Origin of the sequence: Roseovarius gahaiensis (genome assembly GCF_011601345.1) — a bacterium.
Lineage (GTDB): Bacteria > Pseudomonadota > Alphaproteobacteria > Rhodobacterales > Rhodobacteraceae > Roseovarius > Roseovarius gahaiensis.
Window position 1 is genome coordinate 42,667 of sequence record NZ_JAAORB010000015.1, and the last position, 12,403, is coordinate 55,069.

Annotated in this window: 12 protein-coding genes; 8 read left to right on the forward strand and 4 right to left on the reverse strand. The window is 61.3% G+C overall.

The window, feature by feature from the left end:
• Positions 1 to 14: 14 nt before the first annotated feature.
• The gene (locus HAT86_RS09425; protein WP_167196363.1) at positions 15 to 881 is read right to left on the reverse strand and encodes a sigma-70 family RNA polymerase sigma factor; all 867 of its coding nucleotides are present in this window, start codon (positions 879 to 881) and stop codon (positions 15 to 17) included.
• A gap of 91 nt (positions 882 to 972) precedes the next feature.
• On the opposite strand from HAT86_RS09425, the gene HAT86_RS09430 reads away from it, so the two are divergent.
• The 6 genes from HAT86_RS09430 (at position 973) to HAT86_RS09455 (ending at position 6,700) form a co-directional block, all read left to right on the forward strand.
• A complete protein-coding gene (locus tag HAT86_RS09430) occupies positions 973 to 1,608 on the forward strand; it encodes a MarR family transcriptional regulator (protein ID WP_167196365.1) in 636 nt (211 codons plus the stop codon).
• Positions 1,609 to 1,612: 4 nt separating this feature from the next.
• A complete protein-coding gene (locus tag HAT86_RS17000; RefSeq protein ID WP_167196367.1) occupies positions 1,613 to 2,803 on the forward strand; it encodes a P-loop NTPase in 1,191 nt (396 codons plus the stop codon).
• Positions 2,796 to 4,025, forward strand: a complete 1,230-nt coding sequence (locus HAT86_RS09440; RefSeq protein ID WP_167196370.1) for a NifU family protein — start codon at positions 2,796 to 2,798, stop codon at positions 4,023 to 4,025. The genes HAT86_RS17000 and HAT86_RS09440 overlap by 8 nt, the downstream gene beginning before the upstream one ends.
• A 73-nt stretch (positions 4,026 to 4,098) precedes the next feature.
• On the forward strand, positions 4,099 to 5,346 hold the full coding sequence (locus tag HAT86_RS09445) for an aminopeptidase (RefSeq protein WP_167196394.1): 1,248 nt from the start codon (positions 4,099 to 4,101) through the stop codon (positions 5,344 to 5,346).
• Positions 5,342 to 6,124 carry a ZIP family metal transporter gene (locus HAT86_RS09450; RefSeq protein WP_167196398.1) on the forward strand — a complete coding sequence of 261 codons (783 nt, stop codon included), beginning with the start codon at positions 5,342 to 5,344 and terminating at the stop codon, positions 6,122 to 6,124. Before HAT86_RS09445 ends, HAT86_RS09450 begins: the two co-directional genes overlap by 5 nt.
• A gap of 96 nt (positions 6,125 to 6,220) precedes the next feature.
• The gene (locus HAT86_RS09455; RefSeq protein ID WP_167196373.1) at positions 6,221 to 6,700 is read left to right on the forward strand and encodes a DUF411 domain-containing protein; all 480 of its coding nucleotides are present in this window, start codon (positions 6,221 to 6,223) and stop codon (positions 6,698 to 6,700) included.
• A 125-nt stretch (positions 6,701 to 6,825) separates the two neighbouring features.
• Here HAT86_RS09455 and tsaA read toward each other — a convergent pair whose 3' ends face one another.
• On the reverse strand, positions 6,826 to 7,308 hold the full coding sequence (gene tsaA, locus HAT86_RS09460) for a tRNA (N6-threonylcarbamoyladenosine(37)-N6)-methyltransferase TrmO (protein WP_167196377.1): 483 nt from the start codon (positions 7,306 to 7,308) through the stop codon (positions 6,826 to 6,828).
• A 172-nt stretch (positions 7,309 to 7,480) separates the two neighbouring features.
• On the opposite strand from tsaA, the gene HAT86_RS09465 reads away from it, so the two are divergent.
• Complete coding sequence (locus HAT86_RS09465; protein WP_167196380.1) at positions 7,481 to 8,494, forward strand: NAD-dependent epimerase/dehydratase family protein; 1,014 nt, start codon at positions 7,481 to 7,483, stop codon at positions 8,492 to 8,494.
• A gap of 63 nt (positions 8,495 to 8,557) precedes the next feature.
• Here the strand turns inward: HAT86_RS09465 and HAT86_RS09470 are convergent, their stop codons facing one another.
• A complete protein-coding gene (locus HAT86_RS09470) occupies positions 8,558 to 9,097 on the reverse strand; it encodes an adenine phosphoribosyltransferase (RefSeq protein WP_167196383.1) in 540 nt (179 codons plus the stop codon).
• A gap of 176 nt (positions 9,098 to 9,273) precedes the next feature.
• Between HAT86_RS09470 and HAT86_RS09475 the strand changes: the two genes are divergently transcribed.
• Positions 9,274 to 11,148 (forward strand): acyltransferase family protein, encoded by a 1,875-nt coding sequence (locus HAT86_RS09475; protein ID WP_167196386.1) that lies wholly within the window; start codon positions 9,274 to 9,276, stop codon positions 11,146 to 11,148.
• A gap of 18 nt (positions 11,149 to 11,166) precedes the next feature.
• Here the strand turns inward: HAT86_RS09475 and HAT86_RS09480 are convergent, their stop codons facing one another.
• The gene (locus HAT86_RS09480) at positions 11,167 to 12,039 is read right to left on the reverse strand and encodes an S-methyl-5'-thioadenosine phosphorylase (RefSeq protein ID WP_167196388.1); all 873 of its coding nucleotides are present in this window, start codon (positions 12,037 to 12,039) and stop codon (positions 11,167 to 11,169) included.
• Positions 12,040 to 12,403: the final 364 nt, after the last annotated feature.

A 12,403-nucleotide genomic window follows, 5' to 3' on the forward strand; every position in this document is an offset into this window, starting at 1 on the left:
CACTTTTCTTGAGATCAGAAGGCAGCTTCCATCGGCTCAGGCTCGGTCTTGAGCGAGCTTCGCAAGCGCTCTAGTCCGCGTTCGCGCAATTGCCGTACTCTTTCGCGTGAGATGCCGTGTATTTTGCCCAACTGATTCAGGGTCATCGGCGGATCTTGCACAACCGTTGCGATGACGATTTCGCGTTCGCGGTCGGGCAGCCGGCCGAAATGACGGCTGACAGTGCGCCGGAATACATCCAGATCGTGGCGCGTCGCGACATCTTGTTCCACGTCGCAGTCCGGATCGGGAAGCAAGTTGATGATATCGTCGCCCTCTTCATCAGAGGCCGGGCGGTTCAGTGAGCTGTCTTGACCGCTGAATTGTTGGCGCATCGCGTTCAGGTCGGCGGGTTTAACGCCCAGCTTTTCGGCAACCCGCTGATCGCGGTCGGCGGCGGTTTCGCCGGGCACGGACTCAAGCGTTTCTTCAATCCGGGCCAGATTGAAAAACGCCTTGCGCGCCTTGGCCGAGCGGCCGCGCTTGACCAGTGACCAATTGCTCATGCGGTAATCCTGCAACTCGGCCCGGACCCACCATGCGGCATAGGTCGAAAACCGGAAGCCGCGTTCAGGGTCAAACCCGTCAGCCGCCTTCAAAAGGCCAATATAGGCATGCTGCAACATATCCGGATCGTCCTGAAGGCTGCGGGTTTTGGTGAAGCGTCGTGCGATGGACATAACCAGCGGATGATAGGCCGTGACCAAGCGGTTGCGCGCGGCGACATCGCCGGTGTCGCGCCAAGCGCGCGCAAGGCGCACTTCTTCGTCCTCGGTCAGAAACCCTTCGCGTTTGCCATAGCTTTGTCGCGTCGGTGCGCTTGGGATGTAGGGAATCGTCATTGTGAAAGCCCAATGTCATTTAGTTTCGAAACGAAACCATATCTGCAATTCTGCGCTTGTCAAATTGATTTTGAATCGCTACCAAATGGGCATGGCTGAACTTGGAAACTTTCCACCGCACCTTATCGACAGCGCAGAGCAGTTGGCGGAAATGCTGGTCCATATTGGCCGGACCGCCCGCGGAGAGGAGGCGGGCGCGAATCTGACCGCCTCGCAATGGGTGGCGCTGCGCTTTTTTGCGCGCGCCAATCGGGCGTCCAGAACACCGTCGGCCTTTGCCAGTTTTCAGGCGACCACGCGTGGCACCGCGTCGCAGACCATCAAGACGCTGGAGGGCAAGGGGCTGCTGCAGCGTCAACGCTCGGACATTGACGGGCGCAGCGTGCAATTCGAGTTGACGCAAAGCGGATGTGACTTGCTGGAGCAAGACCCGCTACGCCATTTGATCACTGCGCTGGGCCGTCTTGAGGAGGGCAGTCGTGCAACATTGGAACGTGTGCTGCCAGCCCTTGCCGCTGATCTGGCCGCTCAGCGCGGCTGCAGGGCCTTTGGCACCTGCGGCGATTGTGGCCACTACGAAGACCGCCCCTGCGGTGGCTATTGCGCCTGCGCCGCGCTGGACCTGACCCCAGAAGACATCGGGCAACTTTGTGCCAGTTATGCGCCGAAACACCGCACCGATCAGGTGGTGGCACAGGATGTGGGCGCGCCAGACAATCAGGATTGAGACAATGACAGATACAGACCAGACCGGGTCAACCTCGCCCTTGGCGGGACTTGGGCGCATGATCGCCGTCAGCAGTGGCAAGGGCGGCGTGGGCAAATCGACGCTGACTGCAAACCTTGCGCTGGCCTTGGCGGGGCAGGGGCTGCGCGTTGGCGTGGTGGACGCCGACCTTTACGGGCCGTCGATCCCCGGCATGCTGGGTATTCCGGGCGATCAGCCGCCGGCGATGTCGCCCGCAAAAAAGGTGATCCCGGCGCAGGCGCATGGAGTCAAGGTAATCTCGATGGCGATGCTGTCGGGCGATGACAAACCCGCCATTTTGCGTGGTCCGATGGTGACCAAGTATTTGCAGATGTTCATCACGCAGGTCGATTGGGGCACGCTGGATGTGCTTTTGCTGGATTTGCCGCCGGGCACCGGCGACATCCAGTTGACGCTGGCGCAGGCCTTTCCGCTGAGCGGGGCATTGGTGGTCAGCACGCCGCAAGATGTTAGCCTCAAGATCGTGCGCCGTGGCCTCAGGATGCTGGAACAGGTCAATGTGCCGATCCTTGGCGTTGTCGAAAACATGAGCGGCTTTACCTGCCCGTCCTGCGGCGAGGTTACGCATATTTTCCACCAAGGGGGCGGCCAGAAGATCGCCGATAGCCTGAATGTGCCGTTTCTGGGCAGTATCCCGCTGGACCCGGCGGTTGTGGACGGCGGCGATGCAGGCCGCCCGCTGATCCTTGATGCCCCTGACAGCCCGGCTGCGCAGGCATACCGCGCCGTTGCTGCGGCGATTGGCGGCAAAGAGCAGGACGGTCCCGGACTGGCTGTGCCGTTTGATTGGCAGGTGGCCCAAGGCAGCGGCCAACCCGCAGGTGCTGCGGCAATCGAAGGCGGCGACCCCGAAAGGCCTGTCGCGCTGGAGTATGACACAAGCGGCTTGCACATCCGCTGGCAGGATGGCGGCGAACAGGTGATCGACCCGCGCGATCTGCGTCTGGCCTGCCAATGTGCGGCCTGCCGCGATGAAATGTCGGGTCAACGCCTGCTGGACCCGGCCAGCGTGGCGCTGGATATTCAGCCCACGCGCATCTGGAGCGTCGGCAACTATGCCATTGGCGTGGCGTTCAGCGATGGCCACAGCTCGGGCATCTACACCTTTCCGGCCTTGCGGGCGATGAAACAGGTCGAGGCCGAAGATGTCTGAAACTGAAACCCGCCGCCGCATCCGCGCCATGGCGTCGGCCCATGATCCGGCGACCATGCGTTTTGTGCTGGATGCGCCCGTTCAACAGGGCCAGTCGGCGCATTGGACCGCGCCGCAGCCGGATGTCCCCTTGGCGGCGGCCCTGTTCGCGGTGCCGGGGGTGCAGGCCGTGCATGTGGCCGAGGCGACGATCACCGTGACCCAAGACACCTCAAGCGATTGGGCGCAGCTTAAGCCACAGGTGGCGGCGGCGATCCGCACCGCGTTGGATGCGTCAAACGCGCCGCTTGGTCAATCGCAAGACGAAGACGGCGACAGCGACGCCGCGCTGCTGGCGAAGGTGACTGACCTGTTGGACCGTCAGGCCAACCCGGCGATTGCCGCCCATGGTGGCCACGTAAGTGCCGAAAAACTCAGCGATGGTGTGGTGTACCTGCGGATGTCCGGGGGCTGTCAGGGCTGTGCGGCCTCGGCGGCCACGTTGCGTGATGGCATCGAAACCATGCTGCGCGCGGCCTTGCCTGAGCTACGCGATATCGTGGATGTGACCGACCATGAGGCCGGGACAAACCCCTTTTACAGCCAGACACCGGGTGATAGCCCGGCTCTGACCCGCCCCGTTCCACCCGATGCGCTGGATTGGAGCGATGGGGATTTGCGGATCGACCCGGACTATCTGGCCCGTCGGCTGGGGCTTGCGACGCATGTTCTGGTTGCGGGGTTGGAGCGTGGAGATATCACGCGCGACGTTGAAACCCGCGAAACCCCGTCTGGTGAGGTGACCCGCCTGACCATCCGTAGCCCGCAAAGGGCATGGGCGGCTGATATCCGCGCCGATGGCGCGGTGATCGAGGTGCCGCCGGCGCGCAAACCGGCCAAGGCTGCGACCCCTGAGCTGAAAGACCGGGCACGCGCGCATCTTGCGGGTTTGCCAGACAAATCCGTGCCGATTGCCTATGGTAAACTGGCCCGTGCGCTGGGGCTGTATCTGCCGGGATCGGTGGGCCGGGTCACTGCCGCTTTGGAACAGACCATGCGTGAAGATGCCGCCGCAGGCCGTCCGATGATTGCCGCGTTGGCCTGCGCGCGGGGTGGCGATTTGCCGGGCCGGGGCTTTTTCGATCTGGCCGCGCAGCTTGGGGTGCCTGTTGCACAAGACAGCGCCGCGATTGCGGCCTATCGGAAACAGGTCCGGGCGGCGCATTGCGGGCAGGCGGCCTGACAAGCATCTGCTTGACCTTACCCGCGCCTTGCAGGAACGTGGCAGCGAATTCCTGCAAGGCAACGAGGTTCGCATGACATCCCAGCCGATTGATACCCAGTCTATTGACCGTCTGGCCGAGGTGGCCGTGCGCGTCGGGCTGAACCTGCAAGAGGGTCAGGATCTGGTGCTGACCGCGCCGGTTGCGGCGCTGCCGCTGGTGCGGCCGATCGTGGCCGCGGCCTATCGGGCCGGGGCCGGTCTGGTGACACCGATCCTTGGCGACGAACAGCTGCAACTGGCGCGCTATGAAAACCCCCGCGACGACAGTTTTGATCGCGCGCCAGATTGGCTCTATCAGGGCATGGCGCAGGCGTTCGAGGGTGGCGCGGCCCGCATGGCCATTGTCGGCGATGATCCGATGCTGCTGGCCGAGCAAGACCCCGAAAAAGTATCGCGCGCGGGCAAGGCCAATGCCATGGCCTATAAACCGGCGCTGGATCATATCGCGAATTTCCACATCAATTGGTCGATTGTCAGCTATCCCAGCCTGTCTTGGGCGCGGCGCATGTTTCCGGACCTTGGCGACGATGCTGCGGTGGCTAAGCTGGCCGATGCGATCTTTGCCGCCTCGCGCGTGACAGGCGACGATCCTGTGGCCGAATGGCAGGCCCATAACGCCACGCTGCGCGCCCGCACCGAATGGTTGAACGCGCAACGCTTTGCCGCGCTGCATTTTACCGGGCCGGGCGCCGACCTGACGGTTGGGCTGGCCGACGGGCATGAATGGCAGGGCGGGGCCTCGGTGGCGGGCAACGGGGTTGTCTGTAATCCCAATATTCCCACAGAAGAGGTGTTTACCACGCCCCATGCCCACAAGGTCGACGGCCATGTGCGCGCCACCAAGCCGCTGTCGCATCAGGGCAGCCTGATCGAAGATATCGAAGTGCGTTTCGAGGGCGGCTGCATCACTGAGGCCCGCGCCAGCAAGGGCGAAGCGGTGTTGCAAAAGCTGCTGGACAGCGACGAGGGCGCGCGCCGTCTTGGCGAAGTGGCGCTGGTGCCGCATTCCTCGCCGATCTCGCAATCGGGGCTTTTGTTCTACAACACGCTTTATGATGAAAACGCCGCCTGCCATATCGCTTTGGGCCAGTGCTATTCCAAATGTTTCGTCGATGGCGGATCACTGTCGCCCGAAGAGGTGGCAGCGCGAGGCGGCAACACCAGCATGATCCATGTCGATTGGATGATCGGCGGGCCGGAAACGGACATCGACGGGATCACCGGCAGCGGTGATCGGGTGCCGGTGTTCCGGGCCGGGGAATGGGCGTTGAATGATTGATGCGCTTTCGCCCACGGCCCTTGGCTTTTTTGGGAGTCTTGCAGCTGGGCTTATGACCGCGGTTGGCGCGTTGCCGGTGCTGGCAGGGCATATTCCCGGACGCGCCACGCGCGACATGGCGCTGGGCTTTGCGGCTGGTGTGATGTTGGCAGCGTCGTTTTTCTCGTTGATCATCCCGGCGCTTGAAGCGGCGGGCGTCACATATGGCGAGGGGGCGATCCCGGCGGCGATCACCTGTGTGTCGATCCTGATCGGCATGGCCGCAGTCCATGCCATGAACGAAACCCTGCCGCACGAGCATTTCAAACTGGGCCGCGAAGGCCCCGAGGCGGCGGCGCTGCGTCGGGTTTGGCTGTTTATTATCGCGATCACGATTCACAATTTTCCAGAAGGTCTGGCCGTGGGCGTAGGCTTTGGCGCCAATGGTCTGGAGGGCGGTCTGCCGCTGGCCATCGGCATTGGCTTGCAAAACGCGCCCGAGGGGTTGGCCGTGGCTGTGGCCCTGCTGGGCGAGGGGTATGGCAAGCGCCGGGCGTGGGGTATCGCCGCGCTGACCGGCATGGTCGAACCCATCGGCGGGCTGATCGGGGCAGGGGTGATCGTGCTGGCGCAGCCGTTGTTGCCTTGGGGGCTGGCCTTTGCCGCCGGTGCGATGCTGTATGTCATCAGCCACGAGATCATCCCCGAAACCCACCGCAGCGGGCACCAGAACAAGGCCACCTTGGGGTTGGCCGTCGGGCTGGTGGTGATGCTGTTTCTGGATGTGTGGCTGGGGTAGGCGCGCCGCGCTGTCTCGCGTCATCGTGATGTGGGGTGCCTTGCGCCCACCTAGCACAGGGTTAAGTTGGACCCCGAATAAATAAGGAGACCGGCCATGTCACCACACCGTTTAACCCGTCGCGGATTTGTTTCATGCGCAGCGTTTGCTGGCCTCGTTGCGGGGGTGCCCGGCGCAGCTGCGGCCTCGCCTTTGCAAATCCACGTCATGAAAGACCCAAATTGCGGGTGCTGTGGCGCATGGATCGAGATTTTGCAGCGTGACGGCTTTGATGTCAGTACCGAAACCAGTTTCGGCACCGCGTTGAGCCAATACAAGATGGACAACGGCATTCCGGCCAAGATGGCCTCGTGTCACACGGCGCGGATAGAGGGCTACATGATCGAAGGTCACGTGCCCACCGCCGACATCCGGCGCTTGTTGCGCGACCGTCCCGATGCTGTGGGACTGTCGGTGCCCGGAATGCCGTATGGATCGCCCGGCATGGGGCCGGAAAACCAACGCGAAGCGTATGATGTGCATCTGATCCGTCGCGATGGCACAACCGAGGTTTTCACCAGCTACGACGCGGCCTGACCGGGCGGCGCGTCAAACACGCGATCCGCTTTGGCAAGGACACGGCAGGCCCCGCGTTATCGACGACCTCGCGGGGTCAGTTAGCTGCATGAAAGCGGCGATGATACGCGCCGCAAGCGGACGCGTTATGATGTCACCCCCGGCTTGTCAGGTGCCTTCGGCGTGAATTCGCAGCGGTCGGGCTTGATGTCGATCAGCGGCGTGCCGTTCAGGCAATCCAGCCCGCGCACGATCAGGCAATTGCCGTTGACCCGCTCCAGATTGACCAGTGCCGTGCCGATCGGGTTGGGCCGCTGCGGCGAGCGTAGGGCAAAGGTGCCAAAAAACCGTTCGCCGTCGCCTTTGGGGTTTTGGCGGATCAGGTCACGGCGCGCGCGATCCAGCCAATACAGGATTTCAAGGCGGCTATAGCTTTCGATCCCCTCCAAGGCGCGATCCCATGGGGCAAACACCTCGATCCGGCATTCGGGCCCGTCGGGTTTTCCTTGCCGGGGGCACAGCGCGCGGCTGTCCCATGGGGTGTGAATCCGGCCTATGAAATGCAAGGCGGCATCATGGGCCGTGGGGGTGTCGGCGGTTTCTTCACCGGGCCGCAAACGGGTTTGCATGATTGCGCCTATCCCTGTTTGATCTGTCAGCTTTCAAACCTACGCAGAAACGGCGCTTTGTCCAGATCAACACGCCGGGCTGTCAAAACGGGCGGGCGTGCCGGGCCTTGTGCCGATTGCGCACAGCGGCTATCGCTCGCGTCGAGCGAGTGACAGTAAAAGGATGCGGCGTATGACACGGGTTTTCATCACCGGCACGGCGGGGTTCATCGGCTACCATCTGGCCGATCTTCTTCTGGATGAGGGGTTCCAGGTGCACGGGCTGGACGGGATGACCGATTACTACGACGTCACGCTAAAACAGCGTCGTCACCAGATGCTGCTGCAAAAACCCGGATTCACGGCGACCGAGGCGATGCTGGAAGACGCCGATACGCTGGACCGCATCACCGATAGCTTTCAGCCTGACATCATCGTGCATCTCGCCGCGCAGGCCGGGGTGCGCTACAGCCTTGAAAACCCCCGCGCCTATATCGACGCCAACGTTGTGGGCACGTTCAATGTGATGGAGGTGGCCCGCCGCCACGCGGTAAAACATCTGCTGATGGCCTCGACCAGTTCGGTTTACGGGGCGAACACCGATATGCCCTATGCCGAGACGATGAAGGCCGACAGCCAGATGACGATCTACGCCGCCACCAAAAAGACGACCGAGGCGATGGGCCATTCCTATGCGCATCTGTGGAACCTGCCCACCTCGATGTTCCGGTTTTTCACTGTTTATGGCCCATGGGGGCGGCCCGATATGGCGCTGTTCAAATTCGTCTCGGCGATTCTTGAGGGGCGACCGATCGACATTTACAACCACGGTGAGATGTATCGCGATTTCACCTATATCAGCGATCTGGTGCGCGGTATCCGTTTGTTGATGGATGCGGTGCCGGCCCGCCCCGACAGCCCTGATGACATCGCCCCCGGCGACAGCCTGTCGCCCGTGGCCCCTTGGCGGGTGGTCAATATCGGCAACTCCAACACCGTGAAATTGTTGGATTTCGTGGAGGCCATCGAGGAGGTTCTGGGCATGCCGGCACAGCGCAACCTGATGGAAATGCAAAAGGGCGATGTGCCCGCCACATGGGCGGATGCCAGTCTTTTGCACGATCTGACAGGCTACAAGCCGCAAACCGATGTGTGCGACGGGATTGCGCAATTCGTGGCGTGGTATCGCGATTACTACAAGGTTTGATGATTTTCTTGGGCGTGATCGGTGGAACTGTCCGATTGCTGACCGTAGGCCGGGGATGTGCCTTCAGGCGCCTTCGAACTCGCACAAGACGTGCACATCCATGCCCATCGCTTCCAGTTTCTGGCGTCCACCCAATTCGGGCAGGTCGACGATAAAGGCGCAGCCGACAATTTCACCGCCCAGCCGTTCGATCAGCTTGATCCCGGCCTCTGCCGTGCCACCCGTGGCGAGCAGGTCATCGACCACAAGGACTTTTTCCCCCGGTTGGATTGCGTCGTCGTGGATTTCGACCACCGCCTCGCCGTATTCCAGCTGATATTCCTCTGAGATCACCGCGCCGGGAAGTTTGCCTTTCTTGCGGATCGGCACGAAACCCAGTGCCAGCTGATGCGCAATCGCGCCGCCAAGGATAAAGCCGCGCGCCTCAAGGCCGACAACTTTGTCGATCCGTTCGCCTGCATAGGGGTGCAGCATCTGGTCGATGGCCATGCGAAACCCGCGCGGATCGGCGAAAAGCGTGGTCACATCGCGAAACAAAATACCCTCGTGCGGGAAATCGACGATGGTGCGGATGTAATCCTTGACGGTGCGAAGAACGGGCATGGCATGGCCTTGTGCAATCTTGGTCCGCGCTTGGGTTTGACCCAAAAGGTCTTGCCTTGCAAGCCCAACACAGGGATCGACAACGGTTCTGTGCGGGTGGGCCGGCCTATTTACTCCAATCGGCTTGCTCAGTATGTGGAGCCAGCCAAGACCATGCCAGTGCGGAGATCGTCAAAGTGAAATATCGTGCAGAAATCGACGGCTTGCGCGCTGTTGCGGTCGTGCCTGTCATCTTGTTCCACGCGGGCTTTGAGGTGTTTGGCGGCGGCTATATTGGCGTTGACGTTTTCTTTGTGATTTCGGGTTATCTGATCACCTCGATCATTCTGACCGAGATGAACGAAGGCCGCTTCAGCCTACTGAACTTCTACGAGCGGCGCGCGCGACGCATCCTACCGGCGTTGTTCTTCGTGGTTTTGTGCTGTTTGCCGGTGGCATGGTTCACGCTGTTCCCCACCGATATGAAGGATTTCGCGCAAAGCCTGATTGCCGTGGCGACGTTTTCATCGAATTTCCTGTTCTGGAGCGAAAGCGGCTATTTCGACACCGCCGCCGAGATCAAGCCGCTGTTGCATACCTGGAGCTTGGCGGTCGAAGAGCAATATTACATCATATTCCCCGTCTTCCTGATGCTCGCTTGGCGCTGGGGCACAGGGCGGATCGTCAAGATCCTGATCGGGGTGTTCGTGTTCAGCCTGCTTTTGGCGCATTGGGCCGCCTATCAGGAACCCGAAGCCGGGTTTTTCCTGTTACCCGCGCGGGCGTGGGAATTGCTGGCCGGGGCCTTCATCGCTTTTTATGTCGATAAACGGACCGTTGCGGTTCGGCCTGCTTTGGCCAATGCGCTTTCGGCCTTGGGTCTTGTGGCCATCGCATTTGCAATCTTTGCCTATGACAGCGGCACACCGTTTCCCAGCTTTTACGCGGTGGTTCCGGTGGCCGGTGTTGTGGCTGTCATCTTATTCGCGGTGCCCGGCACGCTGGCGCATAGGCTGTTGTCGTGGCGCCCGATGGTGGCCATCGGGCTTGTGTCCTACAGTGCGTATCTGTGGCACCAGCCGATCCTTGCCTTCTATGGCCATACCATGGGCCACAATGCGCCGCTGTGGCATACGGGGCTGATGCTGCTGGCGACGGCCTTGCTGTCGGTTTTCAGTTATCGCTATGTCGAAACACCCACGCGCCACCGGAAGGTTTTTGGCTCAAGACCCACGATATGGGGGTTTGCTGTCACATCCTCGGTGGCGGTGATTGCGCTTGGCGTTATGGGAGCGGCCAGCAACGGCAATGTCTTTCGTTACCCGCAAGGCGTTGTTGACCTGTTTGACCGCAACGATGAATTCAGCCGCATCGTCTGGCAGGCCAAGGATGCGACGCGCCTGCAGGATTTTGACCCGGATGCCGAAACCAAGCTATTGCTGATCGGCGATAGTAACTCGGCCGATTTGCAAAACGCGTTGAATGCCGTGATCGCGCCCGGGGTATCGGTTGTCAGTGCACAAGTCGGTGCGACATGTGGAAACCTATTCCTGCCACGCGAAAAATTTGCTGAGTTCTTGCGCGAGGACCGGTTCAACATGTGCGCCCCGCAACACAATGACTTGTCCGATCCCAAGACCGATAAACTGATTGCGCAGGCTGATGTGGTCATTCTGGCCACGGCTTGGACCGAATGGGAGGCCGATCTGATGCAGGACAGTCACGCGCGATTGGTCGATAAATATGGCGAAAAGTTCTGGGTGTTTGGCACCAAAAGCGTGGAGTTTGACCGGCCAGAGATTTTGAATGCATGCCTAGATGACTGCATGGCGTGGCAGACAACCCCGCACGAAACAGCGGTTGAGGTGAATGCCAAGCTGACCGAAGCGTTGGGGGATCGCTTCATCGACCCGCTAGAGATGATTTGCGCCGCACCCGGATGCACCACCTTTCTGGGGCCCGAAACCATCGTGATGTATGACGGGTTCCACCTGACGCCCGAGGGATCAGTCTGGTTGGGTGAACAGCTTAAGGCCAACGGATATCTGGCCAAAATGGGCTTGGGGGGCTGAGGCCCGCACCATTCACGTCTAATCCAACACCCGGCCTGCCACGGCGTCCAGTTTTGCCACCAAAGCGGCATCGCGCGCTTCGGGCGCGGTCAGAACGGCATTGTCGAGCGCCCGGTCGCAGCCATGCGGGCAGGGCGCGCGGTCCGGTCCTAGAAGGGCGGGCAAGCGGCGTACCATTTCGCGGCCCTTGTCGGCATTTCCCATCAGCGTTGCGATGATTTGGGTCACGTCCACCTCGCCATGTGCCGGATGCCAGCTGTCATAGTCGGTGATCATCGCGACCGAGGCATAGCAAAGCTCGGCCTCGCGGGCCAATTTCGCTTCGGGCATGTTGGTCATTCCGATCACATCCGCGCCCCAGACCTCGCGGTACATTTTCGATTCCGCCAAGGTGCTGAATTGCGGGCCTTCCATCGCCAGATAGGTGCCGCCATCATGCACCGTGACGCCTGCTGCGCCCGCGGCCTCGGTGCAGGCCGCGCCCAGCCGGGGGCAGGTGGGGTGTGCGACGCTGACATGGGCCACGCAGCCGCTGCCGAAAAAGCTTGTCTCGCGGGCGGTTGTCCGGTCGATGAACTGATCCACGATCACGAAATCGCCCGGCGCCATCTCTTCGCGAAAACTGCCACAGGCGCTGACGCTGATCACATCCGTCACGCCCAATCGCTTTAATGCGTCGATATTGGCGCGATAGGGCACGGTGCTGGGGGAATGCACATGCCCGCGCCCGTGACGCGGCAAAAACGCCATGCGGATGCCGTCCAGAATGCCAGTCAGGATTTGGTCACTGGGATCGCCCCAAAGGGTTTCGACACTGATCCATTCAGCCTTGTCCAGACCTTCGATCTGATACAGCCCCGATCCGCCGATGACGCCTAACATGGTGTTCATATTGCTTGCCCTTTCTCTTGCCCGGTCGCGGCACAGAATACCGTTCCAGACCGGTTTGCAACCCGGCGCTTTCGTTCCGCCGACCTGTGTCGAGCCCTGCTTGGCGCTTCCTGATGTCCAGTACCTAACACAGGTGTCGCATTGGTGGGCTGGCTTGAGGTCAGGGGGAAAGTCGTCCGCGTGGGAATATGAGGTGACAGCTGTTAGCCTCAGAGCAGAAATTTGAATGCGAAGTTCCCGCGCGGGATCAAGGCCGAAGGCCGCCGCGCATCGCCGGGCCGCCCCCGCGGCACGGCGATTGGGCTGATCTTGGTGCGCCGCTTGAAGGTCGCGCGCAAGTGGTTGGGATAAAGTGCTAAAGCGC

Excerpts from the sequence above, each read along its gene's own strand:
- HAT86_RS09465 (WP_167196380.1), top strand. The coding sequence starts at position 7,481 with ATGACACGGGTTTTCATCACCGGCACGGCGGGGTTCATCGGCTACCAT.
- tsaA (WP_167196377.1), bottom strand. The coding sequence starts at position 7,308 with ATGCAAACCCGTTTGCGGCCCGGTGAAGAAACCGCCGACACCCCCACG.
- HAT86_RS09445 (WP_167196394.1), top strand. The coding sequence starts at position 4,099 with ATGACATCCCAGCCGATTGATACCCAGTCTATTGACCGTCTGGCCGAG.
- HAT86_RS09480 (WP_167196388.1), bottom strand. The coding sequence starts at position 12,039 with ATGAACACCATGTTAGGCGTCATCGGCGGATCGGGGCTGTATCAGATC.
- HAT86_RS09425 (WP_167196363.1), bottom strand. The coding sequence starts at position 881 with ATGACGATTCCCTACATCCCAAGCGCACCGACGCGACAAAGCTATGGC.
- HAT86_RS09455 (WP_167196373.1), top strand. The coding sequence starts at position 6,221 with ATGTCACCACACCGTTTAACCCGTCGCGGATTTGTTTCATGCGCAGCG.
- HAT86_RS09440 (WP_167196370.1), top strand. The coding sequence starts at position 2,796 with ATGTCTGAAACTGAAACCCGCCGCCGCATCCGCGCCATGGCGTCGGCC.
- HAT86_RS17000 (WP_167196367.1), top strand. The coding sequence starts at position 1,613 with ATGACAGATACAGACCAGACCGGGTCAACCTCGCCCTTGGCGGGACTT.
- HAT86_RS09470 (WP_167196383.1), bottom strand. The coding sequence starts at position 9,097 with ATGCCCGTTCTTCGCACCGTCAAGGATTACATCCGCACCATCGTCGAT.
- HAT86_RS09430 (WP_167196365.1), top strand. The coding sequence starts at position 973 with ATGGCTGAACTTGGAAACTTTCCACCGCACCTTATCGACAGCGCAGAG.